The following is a 25,457-nucleotide window of genomic DNA, read 5'->3' as shown; positions in this document are numbered from 1 at the left end:
CCCCGGTCCCCCTCTTCTTCCCCGGTTTCGACGCGGGCTGGACGGTAACCGGCGAGGCGGGCGCGGCCCTGGAGAAGTCCCCATGACCCCCACAACTCCCCAGCCACACCCGACGGAGACACCACAAGCGCAAGCACCAACGACGGGTGAGCCGCGTTCGGCCGATTCGGCGCAAGCCCCTGTGGCGGGCCAGTGGCGTACGGACGAGCAGCCACACGCTACGGAGGCCGCGCAAGCCCCCACGGCGGGTCAGCCGCATGCGCACGAGCCGGGGCACGTGACCGGGGCGGCGCAAGCCCGCGCGGTGGGTGTGCCGCGTACGAGCGGTGCGGGGCAGGTGACCGGGGCGGCGCAAGCCCCCACGACGGGGCAGCCGCGTACGAACGGTGCGGGGCACGTGACCGGGGCGGCGCCAGCCCGCGTGGTGGGGGTGCCGCGTACGGACGTAAGGGGGTGTGTCGGGGGGGGTCCGCCCGCAGCGGTTGGCGCGTCAACGGGTCCCGCTTCCCGAGAAACCGATTCCGCGCCGTTCCGAGGACGGACACCCCCCGGCGCGCCCCCGACCCACCCCCACACCCCAGGCGCCCGACCCGCACCCGAAGGCACAGGCCCAGACACAACCACCTTCGTCCCGTCCCCCCACGTGACCGTCGTATCCCCCATAGGCGCAGGCGACGCCTTCGCCGCCGGCTTCCTCTCCGCCACCCTCCGCGGCCTGCCCCCCAAGGCCCGCCTCCGCCACGGCCACCTCATGGCCGCCGCAGCCCTCACCACCCCCGGCGACCTCGGCACCCCACCGACCCGCCACCACGCCGACCACCTCGCCGCCCTGGACGACGACACGTGGGGGAGACTTCGACTCGCCCCCGGCTGGACACAGGCACCGGACGGGGCCGACGAGGAGGTACGCACCACATGAGCCAGACCGTCGACCGCGCGCTCAGCATCCTGCCGCTGCTCGCCGAGGGCCCGGCCGACCTCGGCCAGGTCGCCGACCGCCTCGGCGTCCACAAGTCCACGGCCCTGCGTCTCCTGCGCACCCTCCACGAGCACGGCCTCGTCTACCGCCAGTCCGACCAGCGCTACCGCCTCGGCGCCCGCCTCTTCGCCCTCGCCCAGGAGGCCGTGGAGAACCTCGACATCCGCGAGATCGCCCACCCCCACCTCGTACGCCTCAACGAACAGTGCGGCCACACCGTCCACCTCGCCGTGTACGAGGAGAACGAGGTCCTCTACATCGACAAGGTGGAGAGCCGGTACCCGGTCCGCATGTACTCCCGGATCGGCAAACCGGTCGCCATCACGGTCGCCGCCGTCGCCAAGCTGTGCCTCGCCGACCTCCCCGAGGCCGAGCGCCGGGCCCGCGTGGAGAAGCTCGACTACCCCATGTACACGTCCCGCTCGACCCCCAACGCCGCGGCGTTCCTGAAGGAGCTGGCGAAGGTCCGCGAACAGGGCTGGGCCACCGACCTGGGCGGCCACGAGGAATCCATCAACTGCGTGGCCGCCCCCGTCCGGGGCGCCGACGGCCGGGTGGCCGCCGCGATGTCGGTCTCCGCCCCCAACGTCGTCGTCACCGCCGACGAACTCCTCACCCTGCTCCCTCTCCTACGCCGCACGGCGGACGCGATCAGCGGCGAGTACTCCGGCAGAAGCCCGACGACGACCGCCTGAACCCGACGACCCCCTCCGAAACCCCACGACGGCCCCCTCCGAAACCCCACGACGGCCCCGTCCGACCCCCACGACGGACCCCGCCCCCCACGACGCCCCCTAGACCGCCTCCGTCCGAACGACAAGGACCCCCCACCATGACCGAGAAGACCGAGAAGACCGAGAAGACCGAGAAGATCGCCCTGACCCCGAAGACCCACACCGCCCCGCCCGCGAAGTTCTCCCACGGCGTACGCAAGGGCAACATTCTCCAGGTCGCCGGCCAGGTCGGCTTCCTCCCCGCCGTGGAGGGTCAGCCCCCCACCCCCGCGGGCCCCACGCTGCGCGAACAAACCCTCCAGACCCTCGCCAACGTCAAGGCGATCCTGGAGGAGGGCGGCGCCACCTGGGACGACGTGATGATGATCCGCGTCTACCTCACGGACGTGGACCACTTCGCCGAGATGAACGCGCTCTACAACGCGTACTTCGAGGAACATCTCACCGAGGCGCCCCCGGCCCGCACCACGGTCTACGTGGGCCTCCCGCCGGGCCTCCTGATCGAAATCGACGCGCTGGCGGTACTGGACGCCTGACGAACCACCCCGCGCGCCCCGTTGACGGGCCGCAGATGCGGACATATGCCGGGCCGACTGTTCCCCGCACAGGATCGTCGACCATACTGCCCGCTGTGGAGCAGCGCATTGGTTCGAACAGCCAGCCCCTGGCCGCCGCCGCGGTCGACCCGTCGCACATCCCCGGACTCACGGCACCCGTGTCCGTGACGAAGGAGAAGCAGGAGGAGCCGGAGGACATCAAGCCGACGGAATCCGCCGAGCAGGCGGAGACCGTGGATGCGGACGAGGCTGTCCCGGCCGATGGGCCCGCCGCGGCGCGGAAGACCGCCGCCGAGCCGGACGCCGACCTCGACAGCGAGCCCGACGCGAAGGCCGCCGCCGAGCCCGACGCGAAGGCCGAGGACAACTCCGACGGCGAGGACGCCGTCGAAGGCCCCGTCTTCGAGGCCGCCGACCGCCGCGCGAAGATCGTCGCCGACCACAGGGGCGTACGGCTCCAGCTCGACGACCAGGCGTGCGAGTTCCGCTGGGACGAGATCGGCGCGATCGAGACGGAGTCCCCCCGCTTCGGGAAGCGGTTCACCGTCACGGTCCACACCCCGGACCGCCGCTGGTACCCCATCGAGATCGAGGCGAAGGCCAAGTCCGAGCACGCCGCGTGGGAGACCCGGATCGACGAGGTCCTGGACGCGTACTTCGAGGACGGCGACAGCGACAAGAAGGACCCGGCGGAGCCCGCGACGGCGGCCGACCCGGCCGAGCCCGAGGACACCGCGAAGCCGGACGCCGACGGGAGCACCGGCGGGAGCGCCGACGGGAGCACCGACGCAAGCGCCGACGAGAGCGCCGACAAGTAGGGGCGCGCGACAAGCAAGGAGGGGCGTGGGGAACGGCGCGACCGGCCACAGCGGGTCCGCGGTTCCCCACGCTCACTACCGACTCGGCGCTAGCAGTACTGCGCCTCCTTGCCGATGGACCGGTACATGCAGTCCGAGTTCTCCAGCAGTTGCAGCACGGCGTCCCGGTTGCGCGCGGTCTCCCGGGCGATCACCTCGTCGGGCGGGTAGAAGCCGCCCCCGCCGGCGGACGACGGGTACATCTCGAAGGTGTAGCCGAAGATCTTCTGGTTGCCCCACAGCCAGTCGTCGATCGACCCGTCGGTGATGTACAGGTCACTGGACTGCTCGGGCGTGTACCCGTTGCTCGCGGCCATCTTCTCGCCGACCGTCGCGAAGGCGTTGCGGTCGTCGGCCGTCATACCGGTCGTCGTGTTCGCGGTCGTGTACCCGAAGGGCCACAGCACCAGCTCACTGTACGTGTGGAAGTCGATGGCGGTCTTGATCTGCTGCGCCCCGCCGACGACACGGCTGCGGACGAAGTTCGCGACGACCTTCACCTCGGGCGCGGACTCGGCGGACGGACCCCGGTACGTCTCCGATGACGTCGACCCGGACGAGCCGCCGCAGCAGCCCCAGCGGTAGTTCCAGTTGCGGTTGAGGTCGGTGCCGACGGCCGACGAACCGCTGTTGGGCTGGCGGTTCTTGCGCCACGAGCGGTACGAGCCGGTGGCCACGTCGTACTCGCCGCCGTCCGGGTTGAGGTCCGGGATGATCCAGATCTCGCGGTTGTTCACCATGTTGGTGACGCGGGAGTCGGTGCCGTAGTCGGAGGTCAGCTCGTTCAGGAGGTAGAGCGCCATCTCGACGGTGAGGTGCTCGCGGGCGTGCTGGTGGTGGGTGAACAGCACCTCGGGCTCCGCCTCGTCGGTGCCGACGTTGTCGCTGATCTTGATGGCGACGATGTTCCGGCCCTGGTACGAGGTGCCGATGACCCGCTGGCTGACGATGGAACTGTTCGCCGCGACGACGGAGTTGATCTCGTTTGTCATCTCCGCGTAGTTGTGGTATCGGGAGTCGGCGGACGGGAAGTCGAAGAGGCGTACGTCGTCCTCGCCCTTCGACCGGTCCGGCACGGCACCGAGCGGGGTGACCTCGTAGCCCTGCTGCTTGAGCTTCTTGATCTGGTCCGCGCGGCCGGAGACGAAGACCGAGTGGTCGTCGGCGTCGTCCACCGAGACACCGGCCTTCTGGAGTGCCGTGCGGGACTCGATGTCCGAGTGCATGTGGACCTCGTACTGGCGGATGTCGTCCGCCGAGGCCTTCGGGCGTTCGGCGCTCGTCGCCGTCGCGTCCGTGGTGGTCGCGGCGACCGGCGCCGCGAGGGCCATCGCCAGCAGGCCGACGAGGGCGGCGCTGCGGCGGCCCGATCTCCTGCCCGGGCCGTCGGGCACCGCTGATCTGCCGCGAATGCGGAGTCGCATGAGTCTCCTACTTTCTCCAGGAATTCCGGGGTCTCCGGAATGGGGAGTGGAGCGGGGGGTGGATCCGTGCGACGTGCCTCGGGCCCGCCGATGACCGTGGGGTGATCGACAGGCCCTGGTGCGGGTGTGGCGCTCATGGTGCGGCTCTGGCATGACCAGGTCAAGAGTGGCCGGTGTGTGTGCCGGGGTCGCGTGGCCGGAAGGGGTCGCAAAATGGCCGGGGGTTGGGGCGCGAACGGCCAGCTCGAGGGTGTCGGGCTCGCACGCCGGGAGCGCGGCACCGCTCCCGCGCCCCCGAAAGTCGCGCAGTGTACGCGTGTGGAAGCGCGACGCGGCCTCCACCGCGCAAGAGTGCACCCGCAGGGGTGAACTGTGGGTGCGATGTCGTGCGAACGCGGCGACAGTGGGAAGCCGCGCAATAGGAGCCCCACACTCCGGCAACCCCCTCAACTCACCCCAGAGGACTGGCTGATCATGAGCGGATCAGCGCCACGCCGGGAACGGAACAAGCCGAGCACGCCGGACACGCCGGGTGCGCTCGACACACCGAGCGCGCCGGGACCCACACGCATGCCGACGGCACCGCGCACCACGTCGACGCCCCCGGGTACGCCGCGCAGACCGGGCGCGTCACGTACGGCGAGCACGTCGCGTACGGCGAGCACGTCGCGTACGGCGAGCGCGTCCCGGACGGCGGCCGTCCCGAGCACGCCGATCACCCGCCGCCCACCGCCCGCCCCGCACACCTCGCCAGCCCCGCAGGCCTCGCCCACCCCGCCCGCGCCGACCTCACCGAAGGCGCCGCGCACGCCGCTTGCCCCCGCCCCACCGGGCGCGCCCGGCGCACTGAGAGCGCCGAGCGCGTCCAGCGCCGTCAGGGGGCCCAGGGCCTCCGGGGTGTCCACAGTGCGCAACGAGACCCGCGCGCCCGGCACCCCGGGCACGCCCCGCCCCACACCCCCGGTCCTCGCCTCAGCTCCCACTCCCATCCCCACCCCCATCCCAACCTCCACCCCCACCCCCACCCCCACCCCCACTCCAGCTCCCCTCCCCGTAGAGACAACCTCCTTCGTCGACCGGCACCATGAACTCGCCGAAGGGCGGCGCCTGCTGACCCGCAGTCGGCTGGTGACGCTCACCGGGCCCGGCGGGGTCGGGAAGACGCGGCTGGCGTGGCGGCTAGCCGCCCGGGCTGAGCGGGCCTTCCCGGACGGCGTCCGCCTCGTCCACCTCTCCGATCTGCACGACCCCGCCCTGGTGCTCACGGCCGCCGCCGAGGCGCTCGGTCTGCCCGATCCGCTCCCCGCGCGCGCCCCGCTCGACGCGATCGTCCGGCACGTACGCGACCGCCGTCTCCTCCTGGTCCTCGACAACTGCGAACACCTGCTGCCCACCTGCGCCGACCTCGTCGCCGCCCTGCTGCGCGGCACCACCGGCGTCCGGATCCTCGCCACGAGCCGTCACCGTCTGGCGCTCACCGAGGAACACCTCCTGGAGGTACGCCCCCTCCCGGTGCCCGACCCAGACGGCGACCTCTCCGACCCCGCCGCGCACCCGGCCCTCGCCCTGTTCGCCGACCGTGCCGCCGCCGTGGTCCCGGGCTTCACGCTCTCCCCGGCGAACCGCGCCTCCGTGGCCCGCCTCTGCCACCGTCTCGACGGCCTTCCGCTCGCCATCGAACTCGCCGCCGTCCGGCTGCGCGTTCTCGGCGTCGACCAACTCCTGGAACGCCTCGACGACCGCTACCGCCTCCTTGCCGCCGCCGGCCCCGGAGTTCAGCCGCGCCATCGGACGCTGCGCGCGGCCGTCGACTGGAGCCATGACCTCTGCACCCCCGAGGAACGCTCCGTCTGGGCCCGCGCCTCCGTCCTGACCGGCAGCTTCGACCTGGAGACCGCGGAAAGCGTGTGCGCGGACGCCGAGACGGATGCCGGCACCGGCATCGGCATCGGCACCGGCGGCGCGAGCGCGGTCGCGGTCGCGCACTCGGGCGGCGCGGACAAAGACTTGGGCCCCGGCCCCAGCACCGATCCCGCCCCCTCCCTCCGCACCCCCTACGACGTCCTCGAAGCCGTCGCCGGGCTCGTCGACAAGTCCGTGCTGACCCGCGAGGAGCACTGGAGCGGCACCGTCCGCTACCGCCTCCTCGACGGCCTCCGCCACTACGGCCTCGACCTGCTGCGCCGCACCCCGGGCGCGGAGGCCGACGCCCGGCGTCGCCACCGCGACTGGACGCAGCGCCGGGTGGCGGCGTACGAGCGGGCCTGGTTCGGGCCGGGCCAGCGGGAGATCGCCGCGCGGCTCCGCGCCGACCAGGACAACCTGCGTACGGCGCTCGAGTTCAGCCTCACCACCCCCGGCGAGGCCCTGGCCGGGCTGCGGCTCGCGGGCAGCCTGTGGTTCCACTGGTACGCCTGCGGGGCACCGGGCGAGGGCCTGCACTGGCTGGAGCGCGCCCTGGACGCCAACCCCGAGCCGACCCTCGAACGCGCCCGCGCCCTGTGGGTCGCGGCCCTCCTCCTGACCGCCGGCGGCGAGGACACCTCCCGAGCGCGCCGACTGGCCGCGGAGTCCCGCGAACTGGCCCTTGGTCTCGCCCCCACCCCTACCCCCGGTCCCCGCCCCCACCCACACACCGCAGCGGAAGCCACCCCCGGTCCCGGCCCTGATCCCGCCCGCGCCGAAGCAACCCGCTCCGAAGCAACCCACGCCGAAGCCGCTCACACCGAAGCAACCCACGCCGAGTACGTCCTCCGCCTGACCCTGCTGTGCGATGACGACCCCACCGGTGCCGTCGCCCACTACGACTCCGTCCTCGCCGGCGTCCCCGCCACCGGCCACCTGCCGTCCCTCGCCGCGCTCGACCAGGTGCAACTCGCGCACGCCCTCGTCCTTCTGGGACAGACCGACCGTGCCGTGGTGCTCTGCGAGCAGACCCTGCGGCGCTGTGAACGGCACGGCGAGGACTGGGTGCGGTCGTCCGCGCTACGGGCACTGGCGCACGCGTACACCGCACGGAAGCAGTGGCACCGAGCCGAGTCGCACGCCCGGGAGGCGCTGCGCCGCGGGCTCGCCCTCCATGACGTGGTCGGCGTCGCACTCTCCCTCGACCTGCTGATCGACATCACCACCGCCCTCGGCGCCCGCGAACGCGCCGCCGTCCTCCTCGGCGGCACGGACCGCCTCCGGGCGGCCAACCTCTCCCTCGGCCCGCCGAGTTCGGGCCAACGGGACGGCGAGCGCGCCACCCGCCGGGACAGCGAGGCCCCTCTGCGCCGGTCCCTCGGCCGGGGCCCGTTCGAGCGGGCGTACCGGCGCGGCGGCACCCTGGGCCTCGACGAGCTGGTGTCGTACGCGCTCCAGCAGGAGCCCGCTCAGGAGCCCCCGCAGGCCGTGCCCGAGACCCCGGTGCCGCTCACCGCCCGGGAGACCGAGGTCGCCCTGCTCGTCGCCGAGGGGCTCGCCAACCAGCAGATCGCGGACCGCCTGGTCATCGCCCGCCGTACCGCCGAGGGCCATGTCGAGCGGATCCTCGGCAAGCTCGGCTTCCACAACCGCAGCCAGATCGCCGCCTGGGCCACCACCCAGGGCTTCGCCGCGGAGCGGTCCTGAACGTTACCCACGTATGGGTTCGTACATGCCCATCAGCCCTGTACAGCAGCAATTACGGACGTACTGGGGCGTGAAGCAGGTATATGCACACCGGGAAACGGGTAATCCTCCCCGTGTGCCGCACCCCCGGTGGGGCAACCCTGGAAGCATGCTGCAACTCTCCGGGGGTCTCCTTCCGGATTCCGGCCCCCACTTCGCCTCGTACTTCCAACCCTCCATGGGCGCGGGTCATCTGAGTGTCGAGTACGCCCCCCGTCCGACCGCCGCCGCCGAGGCCCGCGCGGAGGTCCGCAGGCAGTTGGAGGGATGGGGACTTCTCGACCAGACCGATATCGCGGAGCTGCTGGTGAGCGAACTGGTCACCAACGCCCTGGTGCACGCGGAGAGCCGTCTGAAGCTGACGCTGACCGCGGCGCACGGCGTCCTGCGCTGCGAGGTGTCGGACTCCGACGGGCGCCCGCCCCGGGTGCGACGGGTCACGGAAATATCGGAGAGCGGCAGAGGGATGTTCCTGGTGGAGGCGCTCGCCGGGCGCTGGGGCTGCCACCAGGACGGGCCGGGCAAGACCGTGTGGTTCGAGCTCGGCACGTGCGGGTCCGCCGGCTGTGGTCGGCGACAGCCGGCGTAGCCCGCGGAGTTCCGGGCAGCGGCCTCGCCAGCCTCCCCGGAACCACAGCCCGGGCCCCGGCGGCTGACCCAGCCGCCGGGGCCCGTTCCACGTCACGACCCTCTTCCACCCCTCCGCGCCCTCGCTGATACCCCCGTTTTCCTTCACCGCACGCCCTCTTGTGCCCGCCCCGGCTTTACGCTTTCTTGATCCGCATGGCTGACACCACGGACAACACAGCTACCGGGGAAGAGACTTCGGCCCCGCGCAAGTCCAGTTGGAAGTACATCGGCCCCGGCATCGTCGTCGCCGCGACCGGCGTCGGCGCCGGCGACCTCGTGGCGACCCTGATCGCCGGTAGCAACTTCGGCTACACCCTGCTGTGGGCGGCCGTCATCGGCTGCCTCGTCAAGATCTCCCTCGCCGAGGCCGCCGGCCGCTGGCACCTGGCCACCGGCCGCACCCTCTTCGACGGCTGGGCGAGCCTCGGCCGCTGGACGATCTGGTTCTTCGTCGTCTACGTGGTGATCTGGGGCTTCGCGTACGGCGCGGCCGCCATGTCGTCCAGCGCCCTGCCCCTGCAAGCGCTGTTCCCGGACGTCATGGACCTCGAATGGTGGGCCATCCTGTGCGGCCTGTCCGGGCTGGTCTTCGTCTGGTTCAACAAGTACGCCGTCTTCGAGAAGGTGATGACGGTCCTCGTCGGCGTCATGTTCGTGGTGACGGTCTATCTGGCGATCCGGGTCACCCCGAACCTCCCCGACGCGTTCGCGGGCCTCCTCCCCGTCCTGCCCGACGAGAAGGACTCCATCCTCAACACCCTCGGCCTCATCGGCGGCGTCGGCGGCACCATCACGCTGGCCGCATACGGCTACTGGGTCAACGCCAAGGGATGGACCGACGCCGGCTGGATGAGGATCATGCGCCTCGACAACCGGGTCGCGTACGCCACGACCGGCATCTTCGTCATCGCGATGCTCTTCGTCGGCGCGGAACTGCTGCACTCCGCGAACATCGCCATCGCCAGCGGCGACAAGGGCCTCATCCAGCTCGGCGGCATCCTGGAGGACGAGTACGGTCCGGCCACCGCCAAGTTCTTCCTGATCGGCTTCTTCGCCACCTCGTACACCTCCCTCATCGGCGTCTGGCATGGCGTGAGCCTGATGTTCGCCGACTTCGTCGCCCGCTATCAGAAGAAGGGCGCGGTGAAGGGCGACGAGGTCGCCTCAGGCGAGCGCGAACGGTCGTGGCCGTTCCGCGCGTACCTGCTCTGGCTGACCTTCCCGCCCATCGTCCTGCTCTTCCAGGGCCAGCCGTTCCGCCTGATCATCCTCTACGGCGTCCTCGGCGCGGCCTTCCTGCCCTTCCTCGCCGCCACCCTGGTCTGGCTCCTCAACTCCTCCCGCACACCCCGCGAATGGCGCAACGGGATGGTCAGCAACGCGATGCTGGTGATCGCGGGCCTGCTGTTCCTGGTGCTGTGCGTGAAGCAGATCTGGGACCAGAACTGGGCGGACTTCTTCTGACGGCGGCGGAGCCGCGGAGCGGCATGGGGCGAGGGCAGAGCAGGGCGGGGGCTGGGCGGGGCGAGGGCCGCATCCTCCGCGCGCCCCCGTGCCCGCCCCGCCCCGCCGCGCGCGGTCGCCGACCGGTGATCAGCCGATCCCCGCCCACTCGTCGCTGGTGGCGATCGCCTTCAGCTGGGCCATGGTGAGAGCGGGGGTGTCGCGGGTCGCGGTGGTGTGCTGGGCGCCGGAGTTGAAGGCGCTGACCGCGACACGGGTGCCATCGGGCCGGAGCGCTTCCACGGTCCACATCACGACGCCCTCGCCGCCCTTCTCGCCGGGCCCCTGCCGGGTGACGACCTTCGTCCCGTCGGGCAGGGTCTCGGCGTCGGGCCCGAACAGCGAGGTCGGCCCGCCCAACTGCACGTTGGCCTGCACCAGGCTGCGCCCCTTGCCGTCGTCGAGGACGACATACGCGAAGTCGGTGCGCTCGGTGCCGTCGAGGACGACCTCGAGGTCCTTCGGTACGAGCCCGACCAGCGTCGCCCGGATCGCGTCACCGCTGACAAGCGGCGGTTCGGCGGACCCGGGGGAGGGGGCCGTGCTCGGCGACCGCCCGGCCCGGTCGTCGGGCATCGCCTCGATGGCCTTGATCCAGTACGGATGCGTCGCGATCTCCGCCAGCTCGGACTCGGGCAGGGGTGGTGCCTTCCGGGTGACCGGGGCGCCCTTCTCAAGGGTCGCGTTCCACTCCGAGACGGTCACGAAGTAGCCCTGCGGGGTGACCAGGTTGGCGAGCCAGAGCCTCGTGTCCTCGCGCCGGTCCGCGAACGTGTACCCCTGGTGGACCATGAGCGTCGAGCCGTCCTTCAGCTTGTTCGAGCGGCAGGCGTCGTAGTTGCTCTGGTTGGTGTCCGGGCACTGTGTCGCGTGAAGGGCCTCGTCGCTGCGCGGATCGATCCGCGAGAGCCCGACCTGTACGGCCGCCGGGCCCTTGCCGTCGTCGTACACGACCCGCGCGTACGGCCCCTCCTTCGCGCCCGTGCCGCGGCCCTGGGCGTCGCTGAACTCCCCGTCCGGCATCAGCCGCTTGAGCGTACGGACGAGATCGGCGCCGGACACCCTCCCGTCGTCGTCCCGCGGCGCGTCCGAGGCGGCCACGGACAATCTGCCGTCGGGGCCGCCCCCGCCGCCCGGCAGCAGCAGCGCGCCACCCACGCCGACGAGCGCGATCCCGGCCACCCCGCCGAGCACCGCCGCCCGCCGCCGGAACAGCAGCCGACGGCCGCGTGCGGCGCCACCGCCGACGAGAGCGTGCCCGTCGGCGACGAAGGAGTCCCCGGCTCGGCGCAGGGCGTCACCGATCCGGCCCTCGAAGGGGTCGTCGTGCTGCTGACGCTGATCTACGGGCATGGCGCACCGCCGTTTCTGTGGCTGAGGTGGGGCAGTCTCTGGGGCTGAAGGGGGGTGGGGTGGACCTGGGAGCGGGAGCGGGAGCCGGGGCCGGGGCCGAGGGCTGGGGCCGAGGGCTGGGGCCGAGGGCTGGGGCTGGGTCCGTGGGCGGCGGCTGGGGGCTCGGGGCTGGGGGCCCTCAGGGAGTGACGTACTCACCGATGCCGTCGCCGAGGAGGACACGCAGCCGGGCGAGGGCGCGCACGCAGCGCGTCCGTACCGCCGCCGAGCTGGCGTTCATCGCCGTGGCGGTCTCCTCGATGGACCGGTCCTCCCAGTACCGCAGGACCACCACGGCCCGGTCCTTGGCGGGCAGTTGGGCGAGCGCTTCCACGAGGGTGAGCCGCAGCGAGGAGTCGGAACCGTGCGCGGCGGGCACGTCCGGAATCACGTCGGTGGCCCGCTCCCTGCTGCTGCGCCGCCGCTGATGGGCGAGGAACACCCTGGTCAGCACGGTCTGCGCGTACCCGGCGGGGTTGTCGGCCCGCCGTACCCGCCCCCACTTCACGTACAACCGCCCGAGAGTCTCCTGCACGAGGTCCTCGGCGAGGTGCGTGTCCCCGCCGGTGAGCAGACACGCGGACCGGTACAGATGCCCCGCGCGCGCCGCCGCGAACTCCTGGTACTCGTCCGCGCGGACTGATCTCATCTCTGGCTTCCCCCTGCCGGGCTCGTCGGCCTGTCACTCCTTTGATGCGGTGACCCCCGGGGAATGTTTCACCGGAGGCAGAGGGATACGGTGCGGTACGAGTCACACCGACGGGGCAGAAGGACGAACACCCATGGACCAGCCGCAACAGGGCCACGAGCCGACTCCGACCCCGGAGCAGCCGGCTGAGGAACAGGCACGCCCGGAGCCGCCGCAGCCGCAGCCTGAGCAGCAGGGTCAGCCGCAGGCACAGCCGTGGGCACCGCCGGGAGGGCAGCCGGAAGCGCAGCCGGGGGAGCAGACGACTCCGGCGCCTGGGCCGGCCCCGGAGCCTCCGGCCGGCCAAACCCCGCCCGCGTCGGCGCCGACACCGCCCCCGGGCTTCGGGCCGCCACCGCCGGGAGCGGCGCCGCAGCCGTACGCTCAGCAGCCATACGGGCAATCGCATCAGGGGTACGCGTACCCGCAGCAGGCCTACGCCCAGCCGCCCCAGCCGTACGCCCAACCACCCCAGCCGTACGGGCAGCCCCCGCAGCCGTACCCCCAACCCCCGCAGCCGTACGGGCAGCCGCCCCAGCCCCAGCAGTACGCGCCCCAGGCACACCCCTACCCGCAACCGCCGCAGCCCCAGCCGCCGCTGCACGCCTACGCACCCCCTGCCGCGGGGGCGGCACCGGCGGCGGCCCCTGATGGCGCGGGCCCGGAGTTCCTGGCGGTCGACCGCCACAACAGCATCGTCATCGACGTATCAGGCGTGGCCTTCGAGGACCACGGCGTCTCCGTAGACTTCCCGTGGCCCGAGATCCGCAGCGTCCACTACAAGGCGAGCCCCAACGGCAAGGCCCTCATGGTCGCGGTGGTCCACCTGGACGGCAGCTTCTTCGAGTGCACGGTAGAGGCCAAACCCCGAACCCGCCTCCACGAGTGGTTCCCCCACCTGGCCCACGTACTGGGCTACTACCGACCGATGGGCTAGCGCCCCTTGAACCCTTTTGGTTTCCCGCGAGATGCCGTGAGGAAATAAACCCACCAGACCGGGTTGATGAAGTTGAGGAAATTCTTCCTGTTCTTGAGGTGGCGCTCCCAGTAGGCGTCCTGCTCTTCCACGGAGCCTACTTTGCTGGGAGGTGCGTAGTCGAAGATCGGCACGAGGTCGCGCACGGTAGACGGGCGCCACATGTGGAGAACATAGAGCATCCAAGCGCCGTGCGAAGCAGAAAAGCCGGACGGTCGCACATCGACGCGCGCCCCGTTGCAGCAAATGGCAATTCCTCTCGGGGTCAAATCCTTACGGATTGACTGCAATGCTTGAAAAGCACTGTCGCCGGTCGCTGCTGCTTCGACGCCCTCACGGGATTTGAGCTGCAGATGCCATGGCCCATCCTCGATCTCCGCGCGGCGGCGCTCCAACCGCTCGCCCCAACCGCTCAGGCCGGAGCCGATCCGGCTGAGCCACCCTGGCACCCGCGACTTCATGCGTCCTCTTCCCCCGTCGCCCCTGCTGTCCACCATGTGCCCCGGAGGTCGCGATTCATCCCGGGGGTTTCGACCGTACATGGCGGAAGCCCCCCACCGAAGAACGGTGGGGGGCTTCCGGGCGTCGAGTGGCCGAGGCCCCGCCGACGAGGATCGCGGCTGGTCATCGGCGGTGCGGCGGGCCTAGTACCAGTGGTTGGCCTGCCAGAAGGACCACGCCTCGCAGGGGCTGCCGTAGCGCGATTCCATGTAGTTGAGGCCCCACTTGATCTGGGTGGCCGGGTTGGTCTGCCAGTCGGAGCCGGCGGACGACATCTTGGAACCGGGGAGCGCCTGGAAGAGACCGTAGGCACCCGAGGACGGGTTGACGGCCTTGTAGTTCCAGGTGGACTCGTGGTTCACGATGTTGCTGAAGCAGGTCCACTGGTCGCTGGCCACGACCGCCTTCGCCATGGCCTGGACCTCCGCGACGGTGTAGGAGCTCTGCGTCGGGGCGTCGTCGAGCGAGCTGGCCGTCTGGGCCTTCGTCTCGGCTTCTGCCTTCGCCTTGCGCTCCTGCTCGGCCTTCTCCGCCTGCTTCTGCTTCGCGATCGCGTCCTCGGCCGCCTTCTTACGGGCGGTCTCCTCGGCGTCCTTGCGGGCGGTCGCGTCGGCGGCGATGGCCTGGGCGTCGGCCTGTGCAGTCAGGGATGCGGTCTGGACCTGCGCCTGCTCACCGACAGGGATGTCGGCGAGCAACGTGGTGTCGTTCGCGACCGCCTCGGCGTCGTCCGTGGTCTGGGCGGTGTTGCCATGGGCAACTCCGACGACACTTCCGACTGCGGTGACCGCGGTGGCCGAAGCCACTGCGAATCCCCGGACCGAAATCCGGCTCACACGGTTTCCTTCCAGCATCGCCCGCCTCGGTGACCCTGGCGGACGCAATCGTGCCCCTGGCGCTGGCCTCCCAACTGCGGGGTCACGGAGGCGCGGGCCCGGTGGGCAACTCCCTTGCGGGGAGCGCCGCGTGGTGCTCGGGCGGCATACGACGACGCTATGGAGTTGACCGTGGTGTTGCTGTGGTTCCGTACCGCTGGGGGTACGGCTGTGTCGTATGCGGGGCCTGACAGGAGTGAGACTCTGCCGTAACCCGGTGTCGCAAGGCAATTCGTAGGTGCGTGTGAAAGCTCACACCTCGTTTGGCCCCAGGGATTCACGGAAACGCCCACATGCCGAAGCGCCGCCCGGCTAGGCTCATCGCCTTTGCCGGACGGCGCCAAGAGGTCCATCGGTGACCGGATTTGACCAAAGTTGGTCAGATCGTCCGGAACCGGCAGAACCGTTAAATCTGCCCGTCCTCCAGCATTTCGGTCACCAGGGCCGCGATCTGGGAGCGTTCGGACCGCGTCAGCGTGACGTGGGCGAAGAGCGGATGGCCCTTCAGCTTCTCCACCACCGCGACGACACCGTCATAGCGGCCGACGCGCAGATTGTCGCGCTGGGCCACGTCATGGGTCAGGACCACCCGTGAATTCGCCCCGATCCGGGACAGAACGGTCAGTAGGACGTTCCGCTCCAGCGACTGGGCCTCGTCCACGATGACGAACGCGTCGTGGAGCGAGCGGCCGCGGATGTGCGTGAGCGGAAGGACCTCCAGCATCCCGCGCGCGGTGACCTCCTCGATCACCTCGCGGGAGGTGACCGCGGAGAGCGTGTCGAAGACCGCCTGCGCCCAGGGGCTCATCTTCTCGGCCTCGCTGCCGGGCAGATAGCCGAGCTCCTGCCCGCCCACCGCGTACAGCGGCCGGAAGACCATCACCTTCTGGTGCTGGCGCCGTTCGAGCACGGCTTCCAGGCCCGCGCAGAGCGCGAGCGCGGACTTGCCGGTGCCGGCCCGGCCGCCCATCGACACGATCCCGACGTCCGGGTCGAGCAGCAGATCCAGCGCGATGCGCTGCTCGGCGCTGCGGCCGTGGATGCCGAAGGCCTCACGGTCGCCGCGGACGAGCCGGATGTTGCCGTCCGCCGTCACCCGGCCGAGGGCCTTGCCCCGCTCGGACTGGATCGTCAGACCCGTGTGGACGGGGAGGCCGCTGACCTCGGGGACGTAGACCGTCCCCTCCTCGAAGAGGATGTCCACCTGGTCGCCCGGCAGGGTCACCTCGGACATCCCGGTCCAGCCGGAGGCGTCCGTGATGGCGAGTTCCGCGCGGTACTCCTCGGCGAGGAGGCCCACGGAGGACGCCTTGATCCTGAGGGGCAGGTCCTTCGACACGACGGTCACGTCGTAGCCCTCGGCCTGCAGATTGCGGGCGACCGCCAGGATGCGGGAGTCGTTGTCCCCCAGGCGGTAGCCGGTCGGCAGGACGCTGGGGTCCGAGTGGTTGAGCTCGACGCGTACCGTCCCGCCGAGGTCCCCGATCGGGATGGGGGCGTCGAGGCGGCCGTGCCGTACCCGGAACTCGTCGAGCAGACGCAGGGCCTGCCGGGCGAAGTAGCCGAGTTCGGGATGGTGCCTCTTCGCCTCCAGCTCCGTCACCACGACGATCGGAAGCACGACCTCGTGCTCGTCGAAGCGGCTCAAAGCGTTCGGGTCGGCCAGCAGGACGCTGGTGTCGAGGACGTAGGTGCGCCGGTCTGGCTTGTGGCGCTTTGTGCTGGTCACCACGGAAGGACGTACCCCCTCGGATGAGGTCGGGGAGCGACGGGATGGAACTGGGCCGGTCGACGGCGCCGTTGCACGGGCCGGTGACCGGCCCTCCGCTGCTTCGTCCGTGCTGTGACCGCACGATCGGGCTGGTGCAAAGGGCCTCCCGGGCGGACGGCCCCGAGCCGCCCGCTGAGATCCGACACCCGTGGTTCGGGTGTCGACCTGACTGGCTTATGCCCTCGAACATGCGCCGCCATGCCACGCCGTACGGGGGCCCCGGTGAACTCCTCGTTACGTCTGCCGCGAAGGGGGTGGTGGACACCTCATCGGTAACGCGGGGGAAATGCGGAGGTTCAGCCTCCGTAGCGCCGGTGTCGTACGGCGTAGTCACGCAGCGCGCGCAGGAAGTCGACCTTCCGGAAGGCCGGCCAGAAAACGTCGCAGAAGTAGTACTCGGAGTGCGCCGTCTGCCAGAGCATGAATCCGGACAACCGCTGCTCGCCGCTCGTACGGATCACCAGATCCGGGTCGGGCTGGTCCCCGGTGTACAGATGGCGGCCGATCATGTCGACGTCGACGCTCTCGGCGAGCTCCTCCATCGAGGTGCCCTTGTCCTGGGCGTCGAGGAGCATGGACCGTACGGCGTCGGCGATCTCCTGGCGGCCGCCGTACCCGATGGCGACGTTGACCAGTATCCCGTCGACGTGCGCGGTGGCCTCCTCGGACTCCTTGAGGGCGGTCTGGAGCTGCCCGGGGAGCTGGTCGAGGGTGCCCACGTGGTGCACCCGCCAGCGGCCGTCGGCGGCGAGGGAGCGCACGACGTCCTCGATGATGCCGAAGAGCGGGACCAGCTCTTCCTGGGGGCGGCCGAAGTTGTCGGTGGAGAACAGCCAGAGGGTGACGACCTTCACGTCCGTCTCGGTGCACCAGCCGAGGAACTCCTCGATCTTGTCGGCCCCGGCCCGGTGTCCCTGCGCGGTGGTGGAACCCGCGGCCTTCGCCCAGCGCCGGTTGCCGTCCATGATGACGCCGATGTGCTTGGGCACCTGGGCGTGGTCGAGGTGCCCTTCGACCCTGCGTGCGTAGACCTTGACCAGCAGGCCGCGCAGTGTGTCGCGCAGGTTCACGTGAAAGCCCCTCCGGTGTCGCGGCAGTCCCCTTGGCTGCCAGAGCCTACCGGTGGTGGAGGCCAAGTCCGCCAAGGGGTGTTCGGGGGTGGGGGCCCTCGGGGGCCCGTCGCCCGGGCCGCGGAGAGGTGTCCGCGGACGGGCAGAAAAAACGGGCCGGTCCGTGGGGGGGAGACGGACCGGCCCGAGGGGGGGTTTCCACCATAACCCTTCGTGAGTGATGCTGCGTGCATCGGCGTGCCACAACTACTCTGCGGAGTCGGACGACAGCGCGAGGGTGAGCGCGGAAGCCTTCATTCAGGGTGTGATCGAGGGGTGATCATGGCCGGATCGCGACTGATTCGAAGGAGAAGAGAAGGAATCCTGATGGATTCATGAGGTTCGCGCATTCTTGTGCGACTCTCGGGGAGGGAGGGGGGAGCGCGCTCGTGTGGGTGAAGCGCCCCCGGAACGCCCGCTTGACGGACGGCTGCCGTCTCGGCCCGGCGCGGCCGCTGGTTCACGGCACCGCGCAGCCCCCTCCACTGCGCGGTGCCGCCCCGCGCAGCTTTGCTCACGCGAATTACCTTGGTCTGAACCTACGCGAGAGTAGCCGTCCTCGCCAAGTCGCGAGCGATAACGATGTGGACACCGGGAGGGGACGGGGGCAGGCCGAGGTGTCGCCGCCGGGCGGCGAGGGACGCCCCCTCACCCGGACGGCTCACACGCAGGCGCCCCGAAGTGCCGTTACCGCCGGACGAAGTTGGCGAAAGGGAAGGCCGTGGGTGCGGCTTCCGGGGCGTAGGACCGGCTAGGGCCCTTCTGATGGATCTCCGCGGCGTCGCGACGCCCGGCACGCCCTCTCGCCGCACCGCGCGAAAGCCCAAGTACATCCAGTACGAGGGCTTCCGCGCGGCACGCCGAGAGCACGCACCGGACGCCGCTCCTTCTCCCGCGGGGATCCATCAGAAGCGCCCTAGACGTCCGCCGCCTTGCGCGCCTCGAAGAGGTGGCGGGCGCTGTGGGCGACGAAACACCCCTCGGTCCGGATCCGCTCGTGCAGGGAGCGCAGCTGGGGGCGATACGCGTCGACGGTGAAGCCGGGCACCATCCAGACGACCTTCTTCAGGAAGTGCACGACGGCGGCGATGTCGTAGAACTCCATCCGCAGCCGCTCGGCCCGCAGATCCACGATCTCCAGCCCCGCCGCCTCGGCGTCGGCGCGCTCGCGCTCCGGGTCCCGGCCTGAGCGGACCTCGTCCGGCAGGGGGCCGGTGAAGTGCTCGACGAGCTCGAAGACGCTGGCGGGCCCCACATGCTGGGCGAAGTAGGTGCCGCCGGGCCTGAGCACGCGGGCGATCTCCGTCCAGTGCGCCTGGACCGGGTGACGGCTGGTGACCAGGTCGAAGGCCCCGTCCGCGAAGGGCAGCGGCGCGTCCTCCGGGCTGGCGACGACCACCGCCCCGCGCGGATGCAGCAGGGCGGTGGCCTTGGCGACGTTCGGCGGCCACCCTTCGGTGGCGACGGTCAGCCGGGGCAGCCGCGGGGCGGAGTCCAGCACCTCGCCGCCCCCGGTCTGGATGTCCAGCGCGGCCGACGCCCGCCCCAGCCGCTCCGCCATCCCCCGTGCGTACCCCCACGAGGGCCGGGCCTCGGTGGCCCGCCCCTCGAACCACGAGAAGTCCCACCCCGCGGTGGGCACGGCGTCGCCTTCGGCGACGAGCTCTTCGAAGGTGGGGGAGGTGGGGGAAGGGAGACCGGTCATGGGCAGGGATTTTTCCAAGGGGGAGCGCCCGGACGCGAGCGCTTTTCAGCGGGTCCGCGCCCCGGTGCGTCGGGTGGCCTGCGCCCTGAAGGGGCCGCAGGCCACCTTCAGGGGCGCGGGGAACTGTGCGACCAGTCACGACCTACCCGAGGTCGCCGACGCACCCGCACCTCCCACCCACAGGGCGGCCGGCGCCCTACTCGGAGAGAACCGCTTCCGCCTCAAGCGTGACCCCCACCGCCTGGATCACCGACGCGATCTTGAACGCCTCCTGCACGGTCTCCCGGTCGACCCCGGCCTTCCGCAGGACCTGCTCGTGCGAGTCGAGGCACAGCCCGCAGCCGTTGATCGCGGACACCGCGAACGACCACAGCTCGAAGTCGACCTTGTCGACGCCGGGGTTGCCGAGCACGTTCATCCGCAGTCCGGCCCGCAGATTGCCGTACTCGTGGTCCGAGAGCAGATGCCGCGTCCGGTAGAAGACGTTGTTCATCGCCATCACCGCCGCCGCGGACTTCGCCGCCGTGTAGGCCTCGGGCGACAGGTTCGCCCTGGCCTCCGGCGCGAGCTCCCGCAGCACCACGGCCGACCGCGAGGCGATCGCCGTGGCGAGCACGGTGCCCCACAGCTGCTGCGCGGGCAGCTCGGAGTTGCCGATCACGGACCCCAGGTTGAGGCGGAGGTCCTTGGCGTAGTCCGGTATCGCGGACTTCAGAGCGTCGAGGGACATGGCAGCCTCACTCCCCGGCCAGCAGCTTGACGGGGTCCAGTGTCTCGTCGCCCTTGCTCCAGTTGCACGGGCAGAGCTCGTCGGTCTGCAGGGCGTCCAGGACCCGCAGGACCTCCTTGGGGTTACGGCCCACCGACCCCGCGGTCACCATGGCGAACTGGATCTCGTTGTTCTGGTCCACGATGAACACCGCGCGCTTGGCGAAGCCCTCCTCGTCCTCGATGCCGAGGTCCCGCATCAGCTCGTGCCGGGAGTCGGCCATCATCGGGAACGGCAGGTCGCGCAGGTCGTCGTGGTCCTTGCGCCAGGCGTGGTGGACGAACTCGGAGTCACCGGAGAAACCGAGGACCTGGGCGTCACGGTCGGCGAACTCGTCGTTCAGCTTGCCGAACGCGGCGATCTCGGTGGGACACACGAAGGTGAAGTCCTTGGGCCACGCGAACACGATCTTCCACTGACCCTCGTAGGTCTTGTGGTTGATCCGCTCGAACTCCTTGCCCTTCTCCAGCGAGACGCAGGCCATCAGATCGAACTCGGGGAACTTGTCACCGACAGTGAGCACAGGCTCTCCTTGCAACGCGAAAACACCCCTTGGACCAGGGGTTTCCGACGGGTTGGACGATCACGATGGTGGCACAGGGTGCATTGATCAATGAAATAGCTACACTCGGTCGGGTTGATCGAATGTAGTTATCAGTGACTTTCAGTGAAAGGTGGGGTCATCGGTGCGGCCTCCCGTGAACGGTGCCGTCCGTCGCCGGCCCAGCCTCTCCCAGTTGCGGGCCTTCGCGGCCGTCGCCGAGCATCTGCACTTCCGGGACGCCGCGACCGCGATAGGGATGAGCCAGCCGGCCCTGTCCGGCGCCGTCTCCGCGCTGGAGGAGACGCTGGGCGTGACCCTGGTCGAGCGGACCACCCGCAAGGTGCTGCTCTCGCCCGCCGGTGAGCGACTGGCCGTACGGGCGCGGGCGGTGCTGGCGGAGGTGGCGGCGCTGATGGAGGAGGCCGAGGCGGTACGGGCGCCCTTCACCGGGGCGCTGCGCCTCGGCGTGATCCCCACGGTGGCGCCGTATCTGCTGCCGACGGTCCTCAACCTCGTCCACGAGCGCTACCCGGACCTCGACCTCCAGGTCCACGAGGAGCAGACCGCGAACCTGCTCGACGGCCTCACCACCGGCCGTCTCGACCTGCTGCTCCTCGCCGTGCCACTGGGCGTCCCGGGAGTCATGGAACTGCCCCTGTTCGACGAGGACTTCGTGCTCGTCACCCCGCTCGGCCATGAACTGGGCGGACAGGAGGGCATCCCCCGCGAGGCGCTGCGCGCGCTCCGTCTGCTGCTGCTCGACGAGGGGCACTGCCTGCGCGACCAGGCCCTGGACATCTGCCGGGAGGCCGGCCGCGACGACGTCCCCGTCACCACGACCGCGGCCGGTCTCTCCACCCTCGTCCAGCTCGTCGCCGGCGGGCTCGGGGTGACCCTGCTGCCGCGCACCGCCGTGACGGTGGAGACCAGCCGTAACCCCCAGCTGCTGACGGGACGCTTCGCGCACCCGGCCCCGAGCCGCCGCGTCGCCCTCGCCATGCGGACGGGGGCGGCGCGGGGGGCCGAGTACGAGGAACTGGCCGCAGCGCTCAGGGAAGCGCTGCGGCCGTTGCCGGTCCGGGTGCTGTAGCCGCGGCCCGCGAAGGGCCCCGACTGCTCTGTTACTCCGTGCGGAGCCCCTCCGGCCGCATCATCCTCAGCAGCGGCGGCATGCTCAGGGCCGTGACCAGGACGACGACACCCGCGCCGATGCCCGCCATCGACAGCACGCTCGCCCAGTCGACCCCCACGCGGACGTCCGTCATCTTCAGCAGGACGGCGCCCAGGGTCAGACCGACCGTCAGGGCGAGGACCAGGCCGAGGGTGATCGGGATCGCCGTCTGCCACAGCACGGACAGCCCGAGGGTGCGGCGGCGGGTGCCGAACGCGACCAGCGCGGACAGCAGCTTCCTGCGTTCCCTCAGCTGCTCCAGCTGGACGACGAGGAGGCTCGCGCCGATCAGAACGAGTACGGCGGTCGCGCCGACCAGCAGTCCGGTGCGGATGTCGGTGAACTGGTCCGCCTGCGTGGTCGACTCCCACTCCCAGGTCCGGATGAGCGGATCGATCGCCACGGCCGCGTTGCGCACCTCGTCGAGCGCGTCCGGGACAGCCGGGTCCGTCCGTACGTACACGGTGCTGGTGAAGTCCGCCTCGGTCTTCGCGGGCAGGGCGGCCGGGGTCACCATCAGCCCTGACGCCCCGATCCGCAGGGAGTCGGCGCGCACGGTCACCTTCTTCATCCCGGACGGCAGCTTCCAGGCGACCTCGGAGCCCGGTTCGTCCCCGCTGAAGGACGGGTCGAAGTACACGGTGCGTCCCGCGGTGGCGAGGTTCGTCGAGGCCGGGTCGGCCGGGTGGGGCGCCACGAAGACGTCGCCGTCGCGGCACGAGGGGATCCTCGCGAGCTCGCGCAGCGCGGCACAGTCGCCGACGGTCACCCCCAGCCACTGCTCGGGGTCCTTGGCCGCGGCGGCCACCTCCGTCGTGGACAGTGCCGCGGTGGCCGCCGCGCCCTTGGCCCCCCTCAGTTTCTCCCCGATGGCGACCAACGAACCGTCCTTCGGGAGGGCCAGCTCCAGGTTGGCGCGGGTGGTGTCCTTGCCGGTCGACGCCGTGAACCGGCCCTCGACCCCGGCGAACAGCATCTGCAGGGCGATCGCGCCGGCCACCGCCACCGCGATGCCGTTGACCATGCGGGCCGCCGAGCCGCTGCTCAACTGGAGTCGGCGGACGGCGAGTTGCCAGGAGACCGCGCCGGAGCCGAGCCGGGCGACGAACGCCTCGACGACCCAGGGCAGCAGCGCCGTGATACCGAACAGCAGCAGGACGACACCGCCGGTCACCTGGTACTCGTTGAACTCGCCGTTCTCCGAGCCCTGGCCGAGCATCGGGTAGAGCAGGGCGAGACCGCCGAGCGGCGGCAGCAGCCGCCACCAGAGCCTGCGGCGGGCCGGTTTGGCCGTGCGGACCACACCCAGGGGTTCGATGACGACGCCGCGCAGCGCGAACAGCGTGACGAGGACGGCGGCGGCCGGCACGGCGAGCGCGACCAGCAGCGCCAGACCGGGGGAGGGGTTGAGGTCGCTGGGGAACACGCTGACGCCGAACACCTCGACCGAACCGGCGACCTCCCTGCCGACCAGGAAGAACCCGGTCCCGAAGAGCAGCCCCAGCACGGACCCGGCGAGGGCCTCGCCCGCCGCGATCCGACGGGTCATCCGGCTGTCGGAGCCGACCAGCCGGAGCGCCGCGAGTCTGCGGTCGCGCCGCTCGCCGCCGAACCGTACGGCGGTGGCGATGAAGACGCCGACCGGCATCAGCAGCACCACGAAGACGACCACGGTGAGCAGCAGCAGGATCGGGTCGACCTCCTGCTCGGGCTGATCCGTCGAACCGAACCGGTCGATGCGGGCCACCACCGACCCGTCGAGCCGCTCGGCGAGCCGCTCGCCGCCGGCGTAGTAGGTGAGGTCGCCCGAGCCGATGAGCCCGGCCTGGCCGACGGTCCCCACCGTCTTGTACGGCAACCGCTCGCGCAGCAGTTTCCCGGCGTCGGACGCCAGCAGCTCGGACAGGGCGGGGGAGACGACCATCTCGCCCGGAGCGGGGAACTTCGCGACCCCCGGCGGCAGCGGCGCGTCGGCGCCCTCGGGTTCGAGGAGCCGGCCGCGGATCTCCTGGTACCGGTACTCGGTGTCCGTGTCGGCGATGAGCAGAGTGCTGTCGGTCGGCTTGGACTCGGCGTTGTTCTCGAGGTAGCCGATCCCCCGGTCCTGCCGGGCCTCCTCGCGGGCGTCCCGCGCGGACAGCACGTTCGGCACGGCCGCGGTGAGCAGGAGCAGCGCCACCCCGAGGCCCACACCGAAGGCGGTGAGCACGGCGCGCACCCATCCCTCACGGCCCCCGGTGAAGGCGAACCGCACGCCCATCGCCAGGTCCCGGTACCACTGGCCGACCACGGCGGACCTCATATGACGCGCTCCATGTCCCGCGACTTCCCGTCCCGTACGACGATCTCGCGGTCCGAGTACGCGGCCACCCGCGCCTCGTGCGTGACCAGGACGACCGCCGCGTTGGTGGACCGGGCCGCCTCCGTGAGCAGTTCCATCACCCGCTCGCCGTTGAGCGAGTCGAGCGCGCCGGTGGGTTCGTCCGCGAACAGCACCCGCGGGCCGGTGACCAGCGCCCGGGCCACGGCGACCCGCTGGCCCTGACCGCCGGAGACCTCGCCGGGGCGCTTGCGGGCGAGGTCGTCGACCTCCAGGCGTGCCATCCAGGACAGCGCGGTCCGCTCGGCCTCCTTGCGGGAGACGCCGTTCAGTCGGAGCGGCAGCGCCACGTTCTCCACACAGGTCAGCTCGGGCACCAGCTGGCCGAACTGGAAGACGAACCCGAAGTCGCTGCGGCGGAGCGCGCTGCGCTGGGCGTCGTTCATGGTGGCCATCTCGCGGCCGTTGTACGTGATGGACCCGGAGTCGGGCGGCACGATCCCGGCGAGACAGTGCAGCAGGGTCGACTTGCCGGAGCCGGAGGGCCCCATCACCGCGACGACCTCGCCGGGGTGGATGGAGAACCCGGCGCCGTCCAGCGCGGTGGTCGGGCCGTACGCCTTGCGCAGATCGGTCGCGACGAGCAGGGAGCCGGCGGGCGGCGGGGTCATCGGGTCACCACCTCGGCCAGCTTGCCCAGTCGGGCGGCGGTCAGCTCCAGCCATCGCAGGTCGGCCTCCAGATGGAACAGGGCGTGGTCGCAGATCAGTTGATCGGCGAGGTCGCCCTTGCGTTTGCGGTCGGTGAGGATGCGCATCATGCGCAGGTGCTCGGAGCGCTGGGTGTCGAGGATGTCCGCCGCGTCCCGGTGGGTGAGCAGGGCGAGCACGACCTTGGTGTAGAGGGTCGACTGCAGATACGGCTCCGGCTTCTCCGGCGTCGCGAGCCACCGCTGGACATCGGTGATGCCCGCCTCGGTGATCGCGTACCGCTTGCGCTCGGGACCGCCGCCGGGCTCGATGCCGTCGACCTCGACCAGGCCGTTCTTCAGCAGGCGCGACATCGTCGAGTAGACCTGGCCGTAGTGCAGGGGCCGGTCATGACCGAACTTCTCGTCGAAGGCCCGCTTCAGGTCGTAACCGTGTCGGGGCCCGGACTCCAAGAGTCCCAGGAGTGTGTGACCGATGGACATGGCATGACTGTACACACCGCGTATACACACCACGTATACCTGCCGTGTATAGGTCGTGTCGGACGGTGGATCCGCCGCTGGTCACACGCGAATGTCACGGTTCTGTCAC

General features: G+C 71.0%; 22 protein-coding genes and 1 pseudogene. 9 read left to right on the top strand and 14 right to left on the bottom strand.

Translation table 11 applies throughout. The features are described 5' to 3' along the window. Positions 1–610: 610 nt before the first annotated feature. The 4 genes and pseudogenes from M8J73_RS28885 to M8J73_RS28870 all read left to right on the top strand — a co-directional run. Positions 611–919 (top strand): annotated as a pseudogene (locus tag M8J73_RS28885) (PfkB family carbohydrate kinase); the annotation flags it as partial. Further along, entirely contained in the window at positions 916–1,674 is a 759-nt protein-coding gene (locus tag M8J73_RS28880) for an IclR family transcriptional regulator (protein WP_249829264.1), read from the top strand. The pseudogene M8J73_RS28885 and the gene M8J73_RS28880, both read left to right, overlap by 4 nt. A gap of 137 nt (positions 1,675–1,811) precedes the next feature. Further along, positions 1,812–2,249, top strand: a complete 438-nt coding sequence (locus M8J73_RS28875; RefSeq protein WP_249829263.1) for a RidA family protein — start codon at positions 1,812–1,814, stop codon at positions 2,247–2,249. Between the two features lie 95 nt (positions 2,250–2,344). Further along, a complete protein-coding gene (locus tag M8J73_RS28870) occupies positions 2,345–3,088 on the top strand; it encodes a hypothetical protein (RefSeq protein ID WP_055541778.1) in 744 nt (247 codons plus the stop codon). An 89-nt stretch (positions 3,089–3,177) separates the two neighbouring features. Here the strand turns inward: M8J73_RS28870 and M8J73_RS28865 are convergent, their stop codons facing one another. Both M8J73_RS28865 and M8J73_RS28860 read right to left on the bottom strand, forming a co-directional pair. After that, a complete protein-coding gene (locus tag M8J73_RS28865) occupies positions 3,178–4,551 on the bottom strand; it encodes a M14 family metallopeptidase (RefSeq protein ID WP_055541777.1) in 1,374 nt (457 codons plus the stop codon). Between the two features lie 446 nt (positions 4,552–4,997). Next, positions 4,998–5,456: a hypothetical protein gene (locus M8J73_RS28860; RefSeq protein WP_249829262.1), complete on the bottom strand. Its 459-nt coding sequence runs from the start codon at positions 5,454–5,456 to the stop codon at positions 4,998–5,000. Position 5,457: 1 nt separating this feature from the next. Between M8J73_RS28860 and M8J73_RS28855 the strand changes: the two genes are divergently transcribed. The 3 genes from M8J73_RS28855 to M8J73_RS28845 all read left to right on the top strand — a co-directional run bounded on the left by M8J73_RS28855 (position 5,458) and on the right by M8J73_RS28845 (position 10,296). Next, positions 5,458–8,163, top strand: a complete 2,706-nt coding sequence (locus M8J73_RS28855; RefSeq protein ID WP_372504034.1) for an ATP-binding protein — start codon at positions 5,458–5,460, stop codon at positions 8,161–8,163. Positions 8,164–8,380: 217 nt separating this feature from the next. Continuing rightward, a complete protein-coding gene (locus M8J73_RS28850; protein ID WP_055542269.1) occupies positions 8,381–8,791 on the top strand; it encodes an ATP-binding protein in 411 nt (136 codons plus the stop codon). Positions 8,792–8,985: 194 nt separating this feature from the next. Beyond that, the gene (locus M8J73_RS28845; RefSeq protein ID WP_055542268.1) at positions 8,986–10,296 is read left to right on the top strand and encodes an Nramp family divalent metal transporter; all 1,311 of its coding nucleotides are present in this window, start codon (positions 8,986–8,988) and stop codon (positions 10,294–10,296) included. A gap of 129 nt (positions 10,297–10,425) precedes the next feature. On the opposite strand, the gene M8J73_RS28840 is transcribed toward M8J73_RS28845, so the two are convergent. Beyond that, positions 10,426–11,688 (bottom strand): hypothetical protein, encoded by a 1,263-nt coding sequence (locus tag M8J73_RS28840; protein ID WP_249829261.1) that lies wholly within the window; start codon positions 11,686–11,688, stop codon positions 10,426–10,428. Between the two features lie 178 nt (positions 11,689–11,866). Further along, on the bottom strand, positions 11,867–12,376 hold the full coding sequence (locus M8J73_RS28835) for a SigE family RNA polymerase sigma factor (RefSeq protein ID WP_249829260.1): 510 nt from the start codon (positions 12,374–12,376) through the stop codon (positions 11,867–11,869). A 133-nt stretch (positions 12,377–12,509) separates the two neighbouring features. On the opposite strand from M8J73_RS28835, the gene M8J73_RS28830 reads away from it, so the two are divergent. After that, the gene (locus M8J73_RS28830; RefSeq protein ID WP_249829266.1) at positions 12,510–13,352 is read left to right on the top strand and encodes a hypothetical protein; all 843 of its coding nucleotides are present in this window, start codon (positions 12,510–12,512) and stop codon (positions 13,350–13,352) included. Here the strand turns inward: M8J73_RS28830 and M8J73_RS28825 are convergent. The 7 genes from M8J73_RS28825 to M8J73_RS28795 all read right to left on the bottom strand — a co-directional run bounded on the left by M8J73_RS28825 (position 13,349) and on the right by M8J73_RS28795 (position 20,644). Continuing rightward, entirely contained in the window at positions 13,349–13,852 is a 504-nt protein-coding gene (locus tag M8J73_RS28825) for a hypothetical protein (protein ID WP_079055312.1), read from the bottom strand. The genes M8J73_RS28830 and M8J73_RS28825 overlap by 4 nt on opposite strands. Positions 13,853–14,035: 183 nt before the next feature. Then, entirely contained in the window at positions 14,036–14,746 is a 711-nt protein-coding gene (locus M8J73_RS28820) for an aggregation-promoting factor C-terminal-like domain-containing protein (protein ID WP_206188092.1), read from the bottom strand. A 427-nt stretch (positions 14,747–15,173) separates the two neighbouring features. Beyond that, complete coding sequence (gene phoH2 / locus M8J73_RS28815) at positions 15,174–16,499, bottom strand: RNA 5'-3' helicase PhoH2 (RefSeq protein ID WP_055543334.1); 1,326 nt, start codon at positions 16,497–16,499, stop codon at positions 15,174–15,176. 335 nt (positions 16,500–16,834) lie between these two features. Next, positions 16,835–17,608, bottom strand: coding sequence for an isoprenyl transferase (locus M8J73_RS28810; protein ID WP_099967277.1), 774 nt, complete (start codon positions 17,606–17,608; stop codon positions 16,835–16,837). A 955-nt stretch (positions 17,609–18,563) separates the two neighbouring features. Beyond that, positions 18,564–19,352 (bottom strand): class I SAM-dependent methyltransferase, encoded by a 789-nt coding sequence (locus M8J73_RS28805; protein WP_249829259.1) that lies wholly within the window; start codon positions 19,350–19,352, stop codon positions 18,564–18,566. Positions 19,353–19,548: 196 nt separating this feature from the next. Next, positions 19,549–20,082, bottom strand: coding sequence for an alkyl hydroperoxide reductase (locus M8J73_RS28800; RefSeq protein ID WP_055542836.1), 534 nt, complete (start codon positions 20,080–20,082; stop codon positions 19,549–19,551). 7 nt (positions 20,083–20,089) lie between these two features. Further along, positions 20,090–20,644, bottom strand: a complete 555-nt coding sequence (locus M8J73_RS28795) for a peroxiredoxin (RefSeq protein WP_055542837.1) — start codon at positions 20,642–20,644, stop codon at positions 20,090–20,092. A gap of 163 nt (positions 20,645–20,807) precedes the next feature. On the opposite strand from M8J73_RS28795, the gene M8J73_RS28790 reads away from it, so the two are divergent. Beyond that, positions 20,808–21,755, top strand: a complete 948-nt coding sequence (locus M8J73_RS28790) for a LysR substrate-binding domain-containing protein (protein WP_240501752.1) — start codon at positions 20,808–20,810, stop codon at positions 21,753–21,755. A 31-nt stretch (positions 21,756–21,786) separates the two neighbouring features. Here M8J73_RS28790 and M8J73_RS28785 read toward each other — a convergent pair whose 3' ends face one another. The 3 genes from M8J73_RS28785 to M8J73_RS28775 are packed head-to-tail and all read right to left on the bottom strand — an operon-like array spanning position 21,787 to position 25,348. Next, positions 21,787–24,138, bottom strand: coding sequence for an ABC transporter permease (locus M8J73_RS28785; RefSeq protein ID WP_055542839.1), 2,352 nt, complete (start codon positions 24,136–24,138; stop codon positions 21,787–21,789). Further along, positions 24,135–24,827: an ABC transporter ATP-binding protein gene (locus tag M8J73_RS28780; RefSeq protein WP_055542840.1), complete on the bottom strand. Its 693-nt coding sequence runs from the start codon at positions 24,825–24,827 to the stop codon at positions 24,135–24,137. The genes M8J73_RS28785 and M8J73_RS28780 overlap by 4 nt, the downstream gene beginning before the upstream one ends. After that, a complete protein-coding gene (locus M8J73_RS28775; RefSeq protein ID WP_055521151.1) occupies positions 24,824–25,348 on the bottom strand; it encodes a PadR family transcriptional regulator in 525 nt (174 codons plus the stop codon). Before M8J73_RS28775 ends, M8J73_RS28780 begins: the two co-directional genes overlap by 4 nt. Positions 25,349–25,457: the final 109 nt, after the last annotated feature.

The organism is Streptomyces neyagawaensis (assembly GCF_023516595.1).
GTDB classification, from domain to species: Bacteria; Actinomycetota; Actinomycetes; order Streptomycetales; family Streptomycetaceae; genus Streptomyces; species Streptomyces neyagawaensis.
The sequence above is the reverse complement of the archived record's forward strand: the minus strand, read 5'-3'. Positions and strand labels throughout refer to the sequence as shown.